At 48.6% G+C, this 16,857-nt stretch carries 15 protein-coding genes; 2 read left to right on the plus strand and 13 right to left on the minus strand.

The window, feature by feature from the left end; genetic code table 11:
• Nucleotides 1–52: 52 nt before the first annotated feature.
• The 3 genes from L1278_RS12580 to pckA all read right to left on the minus strand — a co-directional run bounded on the left by L1278_RS12580 (nucleotide 53) and on the right by pckA (nucleotide 3,206).
• Nucleotides 53–718, minus strand: a complete 666-nt coding sequence (locus L1278_RS12580; RefSeq protein ID WP_253404841.1) for a DUF4159 domain-containing protein — start codon at nucleotides 716–718, stop codon at nucleotides 53–55.
• Nucleotides 719–736: 18 nt separating this feature from the next.
• Nucleotides 737–1,453 (minus strand): 16S rRNA (uracil(1498)-N(3))-methyltransferase, encoded by a 717-nt coding sequence (locus L1278_RS12585; protein WP_253404843.1) that lies wholly within the window; start codon nucleotides 1,451–1,453, stop codon nucleotides 737–739.
• A 136-nt stretch (nucleotides 1,454–1,589) separates the two neighbouring features.
• Entirely contained in the window at nucleotides 1,590–3,206 is a 1,617-nt protein-coding gene (gene pckA / locus L1278_RS12590) for a phosphoenolpyruvate carboxykinase (ATP) (protein WP_253404845.1), read from the minus strand.
• A 223-nt stretch (nucleotides 3,207–3,429) separates the two neighbouring features.
• Between pckA and L1278_RS12595 the strand changes: the two genes are divergently transcribed.
• Nucleotides 3,430–5,016, plus strand: coding sequence for a peptide MFS transporter (locus L1278_RS12595; RefSeq protein ID WP_253404847.1), 1,587 nt, complete (start codon nucleotides 3,430–3,432; stop codon nucleotides 5,014–5,016).
• 212 nt (nucleotides 5,017–5,228) lie between these two features.
• Nucleotides 5,229–5,792: a hypothetical protein gene (locus L1278_RS12600; RefSeq protein WP_253404850.1), complete on the plus strand. Its 564-nt coding sequence runs from the start codon at nucleotides 5,229–5,231 to the stop codon at nucleotides 5,790–5,792.
• 126 nt (nucleotides 5,793–5,918) lie between these two features.
• Here L1278_RS12600 and groL read toward each other — a convergent pair whose 3' ends face one another.
• From groL to L1278_RS12650, 10 genes are all read right to left on the minus strand, one after another.
• Nucleotides 5,919–7,556, minus strand: a complete 1,638-nt coding sequence (gene groL / locus L1278_RS12605; RefSeq protein ID WP_253404852.1) for a chaperonin GroEL — start codon at nucleotides 7,554–7,556, stop codon at nucleotides 5,919–5,921.
• 36 nt (nucleotides 7,557–7,592) lie between these two features.
• Entirely contained in the window at nucleotides 7,593–7,883 is a 291-nt protein-coding gene (gene groES, locus L1278_RS12610) for a co-chaperone GroES (RefSeq protein WP_116542610.1), read from the minus strand.
• 251 nt (nucleotides 7,884–8,134) lie between these two features.
• Nucleotides 8,135–8,515, minus strand: a complete 381-nt coding sequence (gene secG / locus L1278_RS12615) for a preprotein translocase subunit SecG (RefSeq protein WP_253404859.1) — start codon at nucleotides 8,513–8,515, stop codon at nucleotides 8,135–8,137.
• Nucleotide 8,516: 1 nt separating this feature from the next.
• Nucleotides 8,517–9,845 carry a hypothetical protein gene (locus L1278_RS12620; protein WP_253404861.1) on the minus strand — a complete coding sequence of 443 codons (1,329 nt, stop codon included), beginning with the start codon at nucleotides 9,843–9,845 and terminating at the stop codon, nucleotides 8,517–8,519.
• A gap of 33 nt (nucleotides 9,846–9,878) precedes the next feature.
• Nucleotides 9,879–10,403, minus strand: a complete 525-nt coding sequence (locus L1278_RS12625; protein ID WP_253404863.1) for an LptE family protein — start codon at nucleotides 10,401–10,403, stop codon at nucleotides 9,879–9,881.
• Nucleotides 10,387–11,661, minus strand: a complete 1,275-nt coding sequence (locus L1278_RS12630) for a sigma-54-dependent Fis family transcriptional regulator (RefSeq protein WP_253404865.1) — start codon at nucleotides 11,659–11,661, stop codon at nucleotides 10,387–10,389. The genes L1278_RS12625 and L1278_RS12630 overlap by 17 nt, the downstream gene beginning before the upstream one ends.
• A 105-nt stretch (nucleotides 11,662–11,766) precedes the next feature.
• Entirely contained in the window at nucleotides 11,767–13,206 is a 1,440-nt protein-coding gene (miaB, locus tag L1278_RS12635) for a tRNA (N6-isopentenyl adenosine(37)-C2)-methylthiotransferase MiaB (RefSeq protein ID WP_253404867.1), read from the minus strand.
• Nucleotides 13,207–13,296: 90 nt separating this feature from the next.
• Entirely contained in the window at nucleotides 13,297–14,592 is a 1,296-nt protein-coding gene (locus L1278_RS12640; RefSeq protein ID WP_253404869.1) for an anthranilate synthase component I family protein, read from the minus strand.
• Between the two features lie 4 nt (nucleotides 14,593–14,596).
• Nucleotides 14,597–16,075 carry a lipopolysaccharide assembly protein LapB gene (locus tag L1278_RS12645; RefSeq protein ID WP_253404870.1) on the minus strand — a complete coding sequence of 493 codons (1,479 nt, stop codon included), beginning with the start codon at nucleotides 16,073–16,075 and terminating at the stop codon, nucleotides 14,597–14,599.
• A 48-nt stretch (nucleotides 16,076–16,123) separates the two neighbouring features.
• Nucleotides 16,124–16,855, minus strand: a complete 732-nt coding sequence (locus L1278_RS12650; RefSeq protein ID WP_253404872.1) for a zinc ribbon domain-containing protein — start codon at nucleotides 16,853–16,855, stop codon at nucleotides 16,124–16,126.
• Nucleotides 16,856–16,857 lie beyond the last annotated feature (2 nt).

Genomic DNA, 16,857 nt, shown 5'->3' on the forward strand with positions numbered 1-16,857 from the left:
GAATACTTCTTCGCGATAGATTGGTAAAGATTAGTCTCAGGTATAGAATCAACTACAAATACTGCGTGAGGGCATAGGCCAGAATATTGGTGCCCATCTGAAGTGCTTCCTGTCTTTTATTTTCGGGATCGTTGTGTACTTCTGCATCCTCCCAACCATTGCCTAAGTCTGTTTCGTAACTATAAAAGCAAACCAACCTGCCTTTGTGGATGATGCCAAAGCCCTGTGGCGGCTTGTTGTCGTGCTCGTGGATTTTAGGCAGGCCGTTTTTGAAGGTATATTTCTGATTGTAGATCAGGTGATCAAAAGGCAACTCAACAAACTCATATTCCGGAAATACCTTCTTCATCTCTTTCCTGATGTACTGGTCCATCCCGTAGTTGTCGTCGATGTGCAGGAAACCGCCGCTGATCAGGTAATTGCGTAAATTTTGTGCTTCTGCATCTGAAAACACCACATTGCCATGCCCTGTCATGTGCACAAAGGGATAGGTGAAGAGTTCAGGGCTTCCGACTTCCACCACGCCTTCTTCCGGCGCGATGTTCATGTTCAGGTTTTGATTACAGAATTTGATCAGGTTTGGCAAGGAAGTTTTATTCGCATACCAGTCACCACCTCCATTATACTTCAGTTTGGCTATTTTAAAGCTATACTTCTGCTGTGCAGCCAGTGTACCACAAAACAGCATCAGGTATAGGAATAGGAGGGAGCGCTTCATAAATCAGAACTTATAAGTTTATAACGGGGCGTAGATATCGTGTAGTACGTGTAAGGTATGGCAGGCAACCAAGGCGGCTGTTTCAGTGCGTAACCGACTCTGACCCAGCGTAACGGGCTTTATACCTGCTTCATAGGCAGCCGCAATTTCGGTGATAGAAAAGTCACCTTCCGGACCGATCAGAATACAATGCTGGCGGTTAGGCTTGTAATGATCTTTAATCGATTTGGTCGCATCATCTTCCAGGTGCGCAATAAAGGTATCCTCAGGTATACAGGTCTTGATGAAGCGCTGAAATGGAGTTAGTTCGTTCAGAAACGGTAGGTAACCCTTCTGCGATTGTTTCATGGCACTAACCGCTATTTTTTCAATGCGGTCGAGGCGGAGCTGCTTGCGTTCGGAGTGCTCACATTCCAGAAAAGTGATCGCACTGACCCCAATTTCAACAGCTTTTTCTACAAACCACTCAATCCGGTCCATGTTCTTAGTCGGTGCCACGGCAATGTGCACGTAATAAGGAAGTTTGCCATATTCGAGCTGCTTGTCTATTATCTGCAGCTGACAGCGCTTCTGGTGTGCATCCTGAATGATGGCTGTATACCTGCCACCCCGCCCGTCCACCAGGTATACGGTGTCGCCCTGGTGCAAGCGCAGCACACGGGTACAGTGCTTGGATTCGTCTTCGGCCAGGGTATAGATGTCAGAACTGATGTCGGGGGTATAGAATAAGTGCACGGTAGTATCGGTTGAATTACAAAGCCTGCTACAGGTATACGAATGTAGTCATTTTAGTAACAAGGAAACAGACTGACTTGCATAAAAAAAGCCTTCCCACTTAAGCAGGAAGGCTTTCTTAGACGATAATTTTATCTTAGTTGATAGAAACTTCTACCTGTGGCGCACCAGCCAGGATGTCTTCGCTGGCACCATCTGCATACTTGCTGAAGTTCTTCACAAACTTAGAAGCAAGGTCAGTGGCTTTCGCATCGTACTCTTCCTTGTTAGACCAAGTGTTGCGTGGGTTCAGGATTTCTGCCGGAACGTTCGGACAGGTGTTTGGCATTTCTACACCGAATATTGGATGTTTTGTATATTTCACGTTGTCAAGCTCACCATTCAGGGCTGCTGTGATCATGGCACGGGTAAAAGGCAGTTTCATGCGAGAGCCTACACCGTAAGCACCACCTGTCCAGCCTGTGTTTACCAGCCAAACGTTTACGTTGTTCTCGTTCATCTTCTGTCCGAGCATTTCCGCATACTTAGTAGGGTGCAATGGCAGGAAAGCAGCTCCAAAACAAGCAGAGAACGTAGTCTGTGGCTCTGTTACGCCTACTTCAGTTCCGGCAACCTTCGCTGTATAGCCAGAAATAAAATGGTACATGGCCTGGCTGGTGTTTAGCTTCGAGATGGGAGGCAGTACACCAAAAGCATCAGCCGTCAGGAAGAAAATGTTCTTTGGAATGTCAGCTCTGGATGGTTCTACCGCGTTATCAATATGGTTAATTGGATAAGCTGTACGCGTGTTTTCCGTAACAGATTTGTTCTCGTAATCTACTGTGCGTGTGCCTTCAATAAAGCGCGTGTTTTCTACGATAGACCCAAACTTAATGGCATCCCAGATCTGTGGTTCTTTTTCGCGGCTCAGGTCAATTACCTTGGCGTAGCAACCGCCTTCGAAGTTAAACACGCTGTCTGAAGTCCAACCGTGCTCATCGTCACCGATCAGTCCACGGTTAGGGTCAGCAGACAAGGTAGTTTTACCTGTACCTGACAAACCGAAGAAGATAGCCGTATCGCCGTCTTTGCCAACATTGGCCGAACAGTGCATAGACAAGGTGTTTTTCTCCTCAGGCAGGATGTAGTTCAACACGCCGAAGATACCCTTCTTCATTTCACCTGCATAGCCAGTGCCACCGATCAGGATGATGTTGCGGGTAAAGTTGATGATCGCGAAGTTAGCCTGACGTGTGCCATCTACTTCCGGATCAGCTTCGAACTCAGGAGCGCAGATGATCGTGAAGGCAGGGTTGTGGTCTTTAAGCTCTTCTTTGCTAAGACGCAGAAACATGTTGTTGCAGAAGAGGTTATGCCAGGCCTGTGTGTTCACGATGCGCAAATCGAGACGGTAGTCCGGGTGAGCGCCTGCATACGCGTCGCGTACGTACAGACGACGGTCTTTCAGGAAGTCAACCATTTTGTCGTAGAGTCTGTCGAACTTCTCGGGATCGAACGCTATGTTGATGTCGCCCCACCAGACAGTGTTTTCAGTTTTGGCGTCTTTCACCACAAAGCGGTCCTTCGGAGAACGACCTGTAAACTTGCCTGTGTCACACATCAGGGCGCCAGTGTCAGTGAGTACGCCTTCGCCATTTTTCAGAGCCTCTTCCACTAGCTCGGCAGGAGTGAGGTTCCAGAGCACTTCTTTCGCTTCTTTAATGCCCAGGCTCTCCAGACCTACTTTGCCTGATTTATTACCAGATTCTTTCATTTGAAAATAAAGGGGTTTTTAAGTGAACTGTTTGTTTCACAACGGTGCTACAAAAATATAAAATATTAGATATTAAAATAAGATTAGTCGCTATAATTAAAAAAGAGGTCTGCTAATGGCGTTCCACCAAAAAAATTTGTCAGTAAGTGTTTAAACCGATATATTTACCTTCTTTGTATGCTAAACTGAACAAAACTAACTCAACAATCAACTAACAAACCCTATGTCTTATCAAGATCATACGCTTACTGACCAGGTAAGTGAGCAAAATGCACCGATTGGCGCTGACCCTACCGGACCGGAAATGTTCGGGCATCCGAAGGGGCTTTTCTACCTTTTCTTTGCCGAACTCTGGGAGCGTTTCAGCTTCTACGGCATGCGCGCCCTGTTGGTGCTTTACATGGTAAACAACCTGTTTCAGTCATTTGCCAACCGCGACGAGATCGCAATTGGTATCTACGCAGCATACGGAGCCTTAGTTTATGCCACTCCGGTGATTGGCGGTATGATTGCCGATAGATTGCTGGGCTACCGCAAAGCTATTATGCTGGGTGCCGTGCTGATGGCGCTGGGCCACTTTGCACTAGCCATTGAGCATCCTGTTTTCTTCTACGGTTCTCTTGCCCTTTTGATTGTAGGTAACGGTTTTTTCAAGCCAAATATTTCAACAATGGTAGGTACTCTTTACAAAGAGGGTGATACGCGCCGCGATGCAGGTTTCACGATCTTTTACATGGGTATCAACATTGGCGCCATGGTGGCACCACTTATTTGTGGTTGGTTAGGTATGACTTACGGCTGGCATTTCGGCTTCGGCGCCGCCGGTGTTGGTATGTTGCTTGGCCTGATCATGTTCTGGCAAGGTGGCCGTAGCGGCGTATTCGGTAGCAATGGTCTTCCGCCGGAGCCGGCTGTTATCAAGGAGCGTGTGGCAGGCGTTACAAAAGAAGCCTGGATCACGATTCTGAGCTTCCTGTCGCTTCCAGTTTTCGGTCTGCTGCTGTTCAATGGTACGCTTGATCTGCCTGGTTTTGGCGAAACGATTTTTGATGGTTCTATCATGCACATCGTGATGAACTACATCCTGCTGCCAGTTATTGCTCTTGTTTTGATTTACAACCTGGTGAAAGTAGACAGTGTAGAACGTCAGCGCCTGTTTGTGGTGATTCTACTTACCTTTTTCATCACGGTTTTCTGGTCATTCTTTGAGCAGGCGGGTTCTTCACTCACACTATTTGCTGAGCGTAACGTGAACCTTACCTTCATGAACGCGGCTCAGACCAACTCGATCAACCCTTTCTTTATTATCCTCTTCGCCCTACCTTTTTCGGCCATGTGGGTGTTCCTGTCCAAGCGTCGTGTTAATCCATTCACGCCGGTTAAGTTTGCGCTGGGTATAGCACAGCTTGGTCTGGGCTTCCTGATCTTTGCCTGGAGTGCTAATTATGCCGACGCTGATGGCAGAGTGTCTATTTGGTTCCTGATCCTCGGTTACATGTTCATCACGACAGGTGAGTTGTTCGTATCGCCGGTGGGTCTTTCAAAAGTAACGGAGCTTTCTCCAAAGAAGATTGTAGCCTTTATCATGGGTATCTGGTTCCTGTCATCTTCTTTTGCACACTATATAGCAGGTCTTATCGCCAAGCTGACCGCCGTAAGCGGCACCGAAGGCGAGGCTGCTACAGGTATGGCTTCTCTGCTGGTTTACACAGGCGTGTTTGAGCAAATTGCTTATGTGGCCTTTGGTTTTGCTGTCCTAGCGCTGTTGCTGACTCCCATCATGCGTAAGTGGATGCACGGTATTCACTAATCTGAATATTCTCATATAAAAAGAGCCCGCACTTTAACAGGTGCGGGCTCTTTGTTTTTAAAGTGCTATTCGTGATATTGCGAAAAATTTCGGATCAGCGCTGAACTGCCTGTTAGCTAGTGGCTTGGTGTTTATCTATAATTACAATTTTTAGCCACATTACTATTTACATGCATTTATCGATCAGGCGCTTTTTTTTAGCCGCCTCCATTATGTTTGTAGCTGTCTCATGCGAGGTAGAGACAACTACCACTACCACCACTAATACTGATTCTCCTGTACCAGAGCCGGCGAACACTACTTTTACCATCAAAAAGGGCGGGCACACGACTCAGAACCCATTGAAGTTTGTCGATACCTCTTCTATTCGCTTTGAGGCGACCTTCGACAGTACCGCTATTTACACGACCAGTGTACCGGGCAATCAGGCTGACATCAACAAGCTGTACGGCCTCTCTGATTGCGAGACAGACCACCACACTAACAGTGCGCGCTTTGGTTGGCGCTGGTACGATGGGCGTCTGGAAATTCACGCCTATACCTACAGTAACAAGAAACGTAACACAGCCTATATCACTTCGGTGCAGCCTGACCAGACAAACAGGTATGAACTTGTGTTAGGGGAGAAGGCGTATACCTTTAAAGTAAATGATAAACAAGTATCATTGCCACGACACTGTAGCACGGCGGGCAGCCATTACCAGCTTTACCCATACTTCGGGGGTGACGAGACGGCCCCACATGATATCACCATCCAAATCCGCGATTTGCAATAGGGCCTAATCCCGTATTGATAACTCGTCAATAGGTATAGGTATAGCAGGGATACATGGCTATACCTAAAAACACAAAGCCCCAGGCCTATTGGCCCGGGGCTTTGTTATATAGACTATGGGAGTCGATTACATCATGCCGCCCATACCGCCCATGCCACCTGGCATGCCGGCTGGCGCGCCACCTTCTTCAGATGGCTCTTCTGATACTACACACTCCGTAGTAAGCAGCAGGCCGGCTATAGAAGCAGCGTTCTCAAGCGCAAGACGCGTTACTTTGGTTGGGTCGATGATACCTGCCGCAAACATGTTTTCGTATCTGTCGTCGCGGGCGTTGTAACCGTAGTCAGCTTTGCCTTCACGCACAGCTTGTACCACTACAGAACCTTCGCCACCGGCGTTGGCTACGATTGTGCGAAGTGGAGACTCAAGTGCTGTTTTGATGATGCTTACACCTGTCTGCTCGTCCGCATTGTAAACGTCAATGTTGTTCAGGGCATCCAGCGCACGGATCAGGGCAACGCCACCACCAGCTACGATACCTTCTTCTACGGCAGCTCTTGTTGCGTGCAGCGCATCGTCCACACGGTCTTTCTTTTCTTTCATCTCTACTTCAGTAGAAGCACCGATGTAAAGGATGGCAACGCCACCAGAAAGTTTAGCTAGACGCTCCTGCAGTTTTTCTTTATCATAGTCAGATGTAGTAGACTCCATCTGAGATTTGATCTGGTTGATACGAGCCACGATATCATCTTTCTGACCAGCACCGTTTACTACAGTCGTGTTGTCTTTGTCGATGATGATCTTCTCGGCTTTACCCAGGTATTCCAGTGTAGCGTTCTCCAACTTGTAACCGCGCTCTTCAGAAATCACAGTACCACCAGTCAGGATGGCGATGTCTTCCAGCATAGCTTTTCTGCGGTCGCCGAAGCCAGGAGCCTTTACAGCAGCGATCTTCAGGGAACCGCGCAGTTTGTTTACTACCAGGGTAGCAAGAGCTTCGCCATCCACATCTTCAGCCACAATCACAAGGCCTTTACCAGTCTGAACAACCTGCTCCAATACTGGAAGCAGCTCTTTCATGGTAGAAACTTTCTTGTCGTAAATCAGGATGAAAGGGTTGTCGAACTCGGCTTCCATCTTCTCAGCGTTAGTCACGAAGTAAGGAGAGAGGTAACCGCGGTCAAACTGCATACCTTCTACAGTTTTAACTTCAGTCTCTGTACCTTTTGCTTCTTCAACCGTGATCACACCGTCTTTACCAACTTTGTCCATCGCATCGGCAATCATTTTACCGATTTCAGAGTCGTTGTTGGCAGAGATAGTACCCACTTGCGCGATCTCAGAAGAGTTTTCAATTTTCTTAGACTGTGAACGCAGGTTCTCAACTACAGCGTGAACTGCCTTGTCGATACCGCGCTTCAGGTCCATTGGGTTGGCACCAGCTGCTACGTTCTTGATACCAGCCGTGTAGATAGCCTGAGCCAATACAGTGGCAGTTGTAGTACCGTCACCAGCCTGGTCAGCAGTTTTAGAGGCTACTTCTTTTACCAGTTGTGCGCCCATGTTCTCGATCGCATCTTTCAGCTCGATCTCTTTCGCTACGGATACACCGTCTTTTGTGATGGTAGGGGCACCAAATTTCTTATCGATGATTACGTTACGGCCTTTAGGACCCAAGGTAACTTTTACAGCATTTGCCAGTTTGTCAACGCCAGACTTAATCTTGTGGCGAGCTTCAGCATCAAATGTGATGTTCTTAGCCATAGTTATATTGCTTTGGTTTTAATTAAATGGAAAAAATTAAAGGATAGCCAGAATATCTGACTCACGCATGATCAGGTAATCGCTTCCGTCGATGGAAATCTCGGTACCTGCATACTTGCCATACAACACCTGGTCGCCAACGGCAACCTGTGGCTTCATCAGAGCACCTTGCTCAGATACTTTGCCCTCGCCTACAGCTACGATCTCGCCGCGCTGTGGCTTCTCTTTAGCAGTGTCCGGAATGATGATACCAGACTTCGTTTTTTCTTCTGCTGCAGCAGGAGCTACAATCACTCTGTCTGCTAATGGTTTAATGCTGATTGACATAGTTTGTTATGTTTTTAGTTTTTGTGGTTAATGATATAACGTTGAAACCATACTGTCCCTATCATTTCCTGTGCCAAGGCCGTTTCTCTGCCAATTTGAGCCATTTTAGCAGCTTTCGGCCACTTGCTGACTGACATTTCTGTCAGGCTATGTCAGGTATGCATGAACTGGCAGGAGGGAGTGACAGGGAGCGAGGTGCGAAAACAAAAAAGCCGGCTTTAAAGGCCGGCTTTTTTAGGTATAAGTTAATGCTACTTGGCAGTGTCTGTCATAGTAGGGATCTCAGCTGCGTCAGGAATCGACATGTCACCTTCAGACTCAGCTCCTGGCAGAGCCGGAGCAGCTGGAGTACCCATCTGGCGGGCACGCTCTTCGTTTACGCTGCGGATGGTTGTATCAGCACTGGTGTCGATCATCATGTGTGTACCAAGCGTCAATACTACCAACGCAATGGCGAAACCCCAGGTTAGTTTCTCAAGCAGGTCGCCTGTGCGCTTCACGCCCATCAGCTGGCTGGCACCACCGCCGCCAAACTGGCTTGAAAGTCCACCACCTTTAGGGTTTTGAGCAAGTACTACTAATATAAGAAGTACGCAAATGAAAAGAATGATACTGATTAGGGCGATATACATTTTATGTTATGTTTTGTAATTTCTCGATCTGTTCGGCAAAGTAAGACTTTTTTTCCGGATATTTCAAAATAAGCTGTTCATAAATTTTAGCAGCTTTTTTGGGCTTTCCTTGTTTAATAAAGATGTTGGCCAGGCTTTCAGTCGCCATCCCTTTCTTTATTTTAGAGCTCTTGAGGGATAAATCTTCCTGTGGCTCAGGCTTTAGCTTCAGGCTGGCCATGGTCTTGAGCCTCGGGTTGAGCTTAAGAAACTGGTCGATAATGTCAAGTTGTTTGCTGAGCACATGTGCTGTAGGCTGGATTGCTTTTTCGAGCTCGTGGGTTTTGCTGTACTCTAAGATCAGTTCCGGGTGAAAGCCTAGGGGACGTGTTCGGGTATAATCGTCCTTTAGCTGCAGCACTTCACCCAGGCGGCTGGAGCCCATCCAATAGCCAAGGGCATCTTCGGCGTACAGGCGGTCAATTTCGTCAAACGAATAGTTGATCTCCGCATCTTCCGCATTTACCTGTGCCGGCTCATCTTCTTCATCTAACAGCTCAACACTGGTCTCTGAAGATTCAGTTAGCGGTGGTTCCTCTCGAAGTTCGTCCTCCAGATCCGGCTCTGACTGCAACTCGGGTATAGTCTGCGCCTCAGCGTCTGGTTCATTAGGCTGCTCTTCTTCCAGGTCATGCAGTGCTTCGGCTGCTTCAGAGAGGTATGCGTATTCAGATTCCTGTGCCGCCTCTTCAAGGTTTTCCTCTTCTCGTTGACTCAGCAAGTCAGTGGAAGAGGAGCTGATGCTGTTAAAAGTAAACAGCAAGGCAAGCTCTGAATCTATTTCTGCATCAGGGGTTTCTGTGTCAGATTCAGTTGTAGCCTCGGCTAGGTATACGCTCTGGTCGGCAGGGGCAGGGCTGTATACCTGCTCCAGCGTTTCTTCCTGTACAATCTCTTCCTGATCAGGTATGGCAACTGTTGTTTCAGCATCCGCTATAACGGATTGTTCAGCCTTCACTGTAGTTTCTGTTTCAGCGGTGACAGCATCCAACGAGGTTGTCTCTGTTTCCTCTGAAATTAGCTCCTCGTGTTCCTCGGCATAAACCGGTTCCAGTACGGGAGCGGCGTAAATGATGCGCTTGAGCAATTGACGGTCTGTTGCATAGGCCGAGGCCCGGCGCAGGCGCTGTGTTGAGAGCATGCTGCCTCTGTCATAAGCTGACTTTGCCAGCAGCAGATGGGCCGTCTGGCAATAAGGGAAGGTGGCCGCCACCTGCTCCAGCTCATTTTGCTGCTGGTCAGAAATGTCGGATACCTGCTTGATCAGTTTAAGAAAGGCAGATTTATTCATGTAAGGGTTAAAGGTAATGGTGCTATGTAATGACTACCAGTTTGCAACCGACTTGTTAAACACATCGGCTACCAATCGCTCAGTCATGCGGTCGATGGCAGCGGGTGGTATGCTTGTAATGTCCACGGTCGGAGGGAACTCCTCAGTGATCGTAAACTGCTGATCAAAATCCTGCTCGGGATCCTTCGCGTTCGTAAAGCGGATTTGAATGCCCATCGTGAGGCGGTTCAGCGTGGCCTGATCAATATTCCCATCGCGCTGTACCGCGTTTGGCGTCAGCGTAAAAGTAATGATCTGTCCCTCTAATTGCAAATCGCCATCGCGCTGCAAAACAGTCAGGTTTGTGTTGCGCTGATAATAGTTTTTGAAGCTGTTGGTGACCACCTGCGAGAGGTTGGAGGGGCCTTCGCCGGCCGTGTTCTCGATCGTCTGGATCGAGATGGTCTTGATATCAGGGGAGATGGAGGTGCCTGTAAAAGAATAGACCCCGCAGGCATTGCAGCACAGGGCTACCAGCACAGTCAGACACAGGACAAGGGTTTTAGTTCTCAATATCATATTGCTTCAGTTTGCGGTACAGCGTTCTTTCCGAAATACCCAGATCATTGGCCGCGTATTTCCGTTTGTTGTTGTGCTTTTTAAGCGCTTTCAGGATCATCTCCTTCTCCATTGACTCCAGCGACAGGCCTTCTTCCTCAGTTTCATGAGAGATGTCTTCTACACGCTCATCATATTCTTCATCATCACGTGGCTGCTGCACAGGCAGGTAGTAAGGCTCGGGTTTCTCAGCGCTCTTGTAAGGGCGCACATGATTTACCTGCTCAATGTTCTCAAACAAGTGACTGTGCTCTTTCAGCAGTTCGTTGTCGCCGGACTGCCGTGTCATGAGTTCGTATACCAGTTTTTTGAGATCCGACACATCGCGCCGCATATCAAAGAGTACTTTGTACAGCAGATCACGCTCAGAGAAAGAGTGGTCCGCACCGTTCTCTCTGGCCAGCAAAGCCGGAACCTGACTGCCACCCTGCTCACGGGGAAGGTAGTGTCTTAGCCTGGCTGCGTCGAGCTCACGTTCGTACTCCAACACCGATATCTGCTCGACAATATTTTTCAGCTGACGGATGTTACCCGGAAAACGGAAACTCAAAAGCTCCTCCACCGCATCTGGCGTAAGCGTAATGGATTTAACGCGGTAACGTTCCGCAAAGTCAGAGGCAAACTTTCTGAACAGCAGGTAAATATCCTCGCCACGTTCACGCAAAGGTGGAACTGTGATTGGCACCGTGTTCAGTCGGTAATACAGGTCTTCCCGGAAACGGCCTCTTTCCACGGCATTGATCAGGTTTACATTGGTAGCAGCCACTACCCGTACATCCGTCTTCTGTACTTTGGAAGAGCCAACTTTGATAAACTCACCGTTTTCGAGCACGCGAAGCAGACGAGCCTGTGTGGCAAGAGGCATTTCACCAATCTCATCGAGAAAGATTGTGCCACCGTCCGTTACTTCAAAATAGCCTTTGCGGGTATCTGTGGCGCCAGTAAATGAACCTTTTTCGTGACCGAAAAGCTCCGAGTCGATGGTGCCTTCAGGTATAGCGCCGCAGTTAATGGCAATGAACTGTCCATGCTTGCGCGGACTCAGTTGGTGTATGATCTTGGAAAAGGACTCCTTGCCGCTGCCGCTCTCACCCGTAATCAGCACGGTCATTTCGGTTGGGGCCACTTGGGCAGCCACCTGTATGGCGTAGTTAAGCAAGGGTGAGTTGCCAATAATGCCAAAACGCTGTTTTATGCTCTGTATATCGATGTTGCGCATGTCTTAAGATTTGAGGATTTGGAGATAAGCAGATTTGAAAATGGTTTAGAAGAGCAAAGTATACGTTTCGTCATCTTCAAATTTCCAAATTTTCAAATCTCCAAATTAATCAACCGCCTCGCCGAAGAGGGTGCCTACGGAGCAATCGTTAACAAATACGTTCACGTAGTCGCCTTTCTGGTAATGCTTCTTGTCGAAGATCACAACTTTGTTCTGGTCATTGCGTCCGCTCAACTGCTGGTCAGATTTCTTGGAGAATCCTTCTACCAGCACGCGGTGCATGCGCCCTATATCGCGCTTGTTGCGGTTCAGGGAGCACTCGCGCTGCTTTTCGATGATCTCGGCCAATCGCCGTTTCTTTACTTCCAGCGGAATGTCATCTTCCAGTTTACGAGCAGCCAGGGTGCCTGGGCGCTCGGAGTAGAAGAACATATAGGAGTAGTCGTACTGCACATAATCCATCAGCGAAAGCGTATCCTGGTGCTCTTCCTCGGTTTCGGAGCAGAAGCCGGCGATCATGTCGGAAGAGATGCCACAGTCTTCACCCAGTATGGCACGGATCGCATCCACACGGTTCAGGTACCAGGCACGGTCGTAGGTACGGTTCATCAGTTCCAGCACACGGGAATTACCGCTCTGCGCTGGCAGGTGAATGTATTTGCAGATGTTGTCGTACTTTTTCATGGTATACAACACCTCGTCTGTAATGTCTTTGGGGTGGGAGGTAGAGAACCGAACGCGCATCGTCGGGTTGAGTTTCGCCACCATTTCCAGCAGTTGGGCGAAGTTTACACTTTCTGTGCCGTCTTCTGAAGCCCATTTGTAAGAGTCTACATTCTGGCCCAGGAGAGTGACCTCTTTATAGCCTTGTGCCACTAGCGCTTCAGCTTCACGTACGATCGAGTGGGCGTCACGCGAGCGCTCACGACCGCGGGTGAAGGGCACCACGCAGAAAGAGCACATGTTATCGCAACCACGCATGATCGAGATAAAAGCACTCACGCCGTTGCTGTTCAGACGGATTGGGTTGATATCGGCATAAGTTTCTTCACGGGAAAGCAGCACGTTCACCGCTTTTTGTCCGCCATCCACTTCACTGATCAGGTTGGGCAGGTCGCGGTAAGCATCAGGGCCTACCACCAGGTCCACGATCTTTTCTTCTTCCAGTAGTGATTTTTTCAGGCGTTCGGCCATACAACCCAGTATACCAATCACCATTTCCGGCTTTTTCTTCTTGAAGTAATTGATCTGACCCAAACGGTTGCGTACAGTGGTTTCGGCCTTCTCACGGATGGAGCAGGTGTTCAGGAACACCACATCGGCCTGCTCAATCTGAGCTGTAGTGTCAAAGCCCTGCTCAAACATGATCGACGATACAATCTCACTGTCAGAGAAGTTCATCTGGCAACCGTAGCTCTCGATGTACAGTTTGCGGGACTTACCGGTATTGGTTTCAGCCGTCACTTTGGTATCGCAGGAAGCCGCGGCAGTTGCCTGCTCAGGTGTGCGATTATCTATAAAATCTAAATCAATGATTGGATCCATGCTTCAAAAAATCTCTTAGGAGGTGCAAATATACTATAATCTGCTTTAAAACGTGACAGAATGGCAGAGGATTTCTTTAAATCTGATGACTTATTCCAGTCCCAGAGCTTTCCGTATACCCTGCGCTTTGAGCCGACACTCTTCGTACTCCTGTTCAGGTATAGAGTCGTAGGTAATGGCGCTGCCCACCATAAAGGACATATAACCTGTAGCTGCATTGTACTGCAAACTTCGGATAACGACATTGAAGTCGAAATCCTGGTTCGGCTTCAGGTAGCCGAAAGCCCCGGAATAAAGTCCCCGTTTGGTCACCTCGAGGTCTTCGATCAGTTCCATTGCCCGGATCTTTGGTGCGCCCGTCATGCTACCCATCGGAAATGCCCCTTTCAGCGCATCGGCTATATCGCATTCAGGTCTTAATTCACCTGTTATGGTCGAAATCATCTGCGAAACCTGCCGGAAGCCGTAAATCCCGAACATCTCCTCGACCTTAATGGTGCCCGTAGCGCAGGAGCGGCGCAGGTCGTTGCGCACCAGGTCTACGATCATCATGTTCTCGGCCAGTTCTTTCTCGTCGTGGCGTAGTTGGTGCTGTAGTTGCTGGTCCTCCTCAGGTGTAGCGCCGCGCCGGATGGTGCCTTTGATAGGCTGCGAGATCAGTTTTCGACCTTCTTTTTTCAGAAAGCGCTCCGGTGAAGCACAGAGTAGGTAGAGGTCGCCGTACTTTAGGAAACCCGAGAAAGGGGTGGGAGAAAGGGCGTTGAGCTGAAGGTATAGGGGCAAAGGAGCCAGCCTGACTTTCTCGGCGAAAAACTCCATGCAGTAATTCAGTTCGTAGACCTCACCATCCCGAATATAGTCCCTTACTTGCTCCACATTCCGGATATAAGCCTCTTTAGCTACCCTTTTTTTTAGTTGAACAGGCGACGTGTTGAAGTCTTCAGGTATAGGAGTTGCCTGGATTTGAGATAAGATGGCAGAGATGTTATCTTCTTTGCTGTAGACACTTACACTATTTTCGTAAAAGTATAGGTATAGCTCTGGCTCAAAAAAGAAAATGTCCGGAAAGCCTACTTCATCTCTATTTCGACTGCTCAGCTTCTCTACCTGATTCTTGAGGTCATAGCCCAGGTAACCGCACCAGAGTTGCTGCTGTGTTGCTAATTTTTGCTGCAGTTCCTCAAACGCATTATCCTGCTCCCACTTAATAGGTTCGCTACTGGACACAGCAATTAATTCATCAAAACCATCATAAGGATACGGTATTCCATTAGAGGTATAGCAGGCTACCAGCGGAAATTGCTGCGCCCAGTATAGTGCCTTCAGGCGAAATGAATCCAGTGGAACCGGAAGGTCAGGTATAGGTATATGGAGGGTATAGGCCATGGGTTTACAGCTTTTTAAGCGTTTGAAGGGCCAGTTTGGCTTTGCCGTCTATGCTGTTTTTATAGGTATGCCCTTTGTAAGCCAGCGCTTTGGTATACCATTGCCTGGCAGTGTCGGGTTTCTGCTCGTCCTGGTAAATGTAGCCTAACTGCAGGGCTGCATAGGGAGCAAAATACAGACTTGTGTTCTGGCTCGCTTCAATGGCCTGCTCATAGTAGCGCTTGGCTTGTGGCAGATTCTCCAGTCCATGGTAGATGCGGGCCTTGCGGTAATAGTACTCGGTCCGTTCAGCAGGTATAGTCTCGGGCCTAAGTGGCATTATGTTCATGACCTCGAGTGCCTCCTGATAATAGCCACCATCATATTTCAAGCGGGCCAGCATCAGATAGCGGTTAGGGTGAGGCTGTTCTTTCACAAAACGAGCGGCATAGGCATCTTCATCCATTTCAGACAGGCCCTGTTTTGCTATTTGGGTAATGTGCTTTTCTGCTTGCTGTGGTTGTCCGCCCAGCCAGTGAGCCAGGTATAGCTTGTAGTTTGCTGCCTTTAGATAGTTTTCACCTTTGTGCTGTGACAGAAACAACTGGTTTGTTTTAATGGAGTTGCTGAAATCGCCTTTGTACAGGTATAGGTCTGCCGCCATGTGATGCAGGTAAGGGAAAGCCAGGTAGCCCGCTTGCTGCGGCCGGTCAAGGTATACCTGCAAAGCTATATCACTTTTATGTGTTTTTTTGAGCACGTGCATGGCAGCGAAGCTGAATAGGAGATTGTCAGGAGATTGCCTGCTAAGTTTTAAAACCGATTCGGCAGCAGCGTCATTTGATTCCGGATCAACCAAATGCTGCAGCAGCGCCAGCAATAGTTGTGCTTCTTCCCGAAATGGATTGCTTTTAGTCGCAGCAACTTTTAGGTTGGCCATACCTGTTTCGATGCTTCCCTGCATACCGATGATGTTGAGCAGCGCGCGGTAAGAGTCAGGTACGGAGCCGATAAGCACCTGAAGGGCACCTAGCGTTTTACGGTTTGGCAGAAAGTCGGGGTAGAGCCGGGCGTTGGCAGAATATTGCAGGTAGGCCTGCCGTAAATCCCAGGCGGCGCCCAGTTTATTGCCTTGCAGCAATTTACTTAAAGCGATCTGCAGTCGCACTTCGGCCAGGGCATAGCCTACCCACACGGTATTATCACTAAGACTGCTGAGCTGCTGCAATCGCTTTTCCTGTCGTGCCAGTATACCTGCGTATACCTCCGGATTTTGTTGAATGGCCCAGGTGAGAAAGTCTTGCTGGTTGGCGATCAGAAGGGCAGCAGCATTGTCAGGGTTATGTAAGAGTTCCTGCTGTAGCAGGCGGCGACCTTCCGGTATGCGCAAACTGATTGTGGCCTCATAGGCTTTGCGCACAGCGGGGCTGTAGACGGAGGCTGCCTCTCCAGGTATAGGAGAGAACAGGTATAGACACAAAAAAAAAGGATGGGCGAACGCCATCCTTTTTAGGTATGTATGCAAGCGCATTACGCTCAACACAGCAATGATTTAGTAGATACGCTGCTCAACACCTGCCATAACACGGCCACAGTGCTCGCATACGATTACTTTTTTCTGAGCTGCAATATCGGCCTGGCGCTGAGGAGGTACTGTGTTAAAGCAACCCCCGCAGGCATCACGCTTCACCAGTACCACGGCAAGACCGTTACGTACGTTTTTGCGGATACGGTTGTAAGCTGTCAGCAAACGCTCTTCGATCTGATTGGCAGCTGAATCACGGTCTTTTTCCAGGTTCTTTTCCTCTTCTTCGCTCTCGGCTACAATCTGATCAAGCTCGTGCTTCTTGGTGTCAAGGTCTTTGCGACGCTCTTCCAGACGGTTTTTTGTGCCTTCAATCTCGTTGATCTTCTGCTCGATCTGGTAGTGCGCTTCTTTGATTTTCTTCTCTGCGATCTGGATTTCCAGTTTCTGCAGTTCGATTTCTTTGGTGATGGCGTCGTACTCGCGGTTATTGCGGACGTTCGTCTGCTGGTCTTCGTATTTGCGGATCAGACCTTCGGCATCTTTGATGGACTGCTTGCGCTGGGCAATGCTGTCGTTGAGCGCGGCCACTTCATCGTCAAACTTACGAACCCTTACCTCATAGCCCTCAATTTCATCTTCGAGGTCCTGAACCTCTTCTGGCAAATCGCCTCTTACTCTTCTGATTTCATCAAGCTGCGAATCGATACTCTGAAGCTTTAGCAGTGCTTCTAATTTGCTGGCTACCGTACTTTCCATGT

The sequence above is a fragment of the Pontibacter sp. HSC-36F09 genome (assembly GCF_024171605.1).
Lineage (GTDB): Bacteria > Bacteroidota > Bacteroidia > Cytophagales > Hymenobacteraceae > Pontibacter.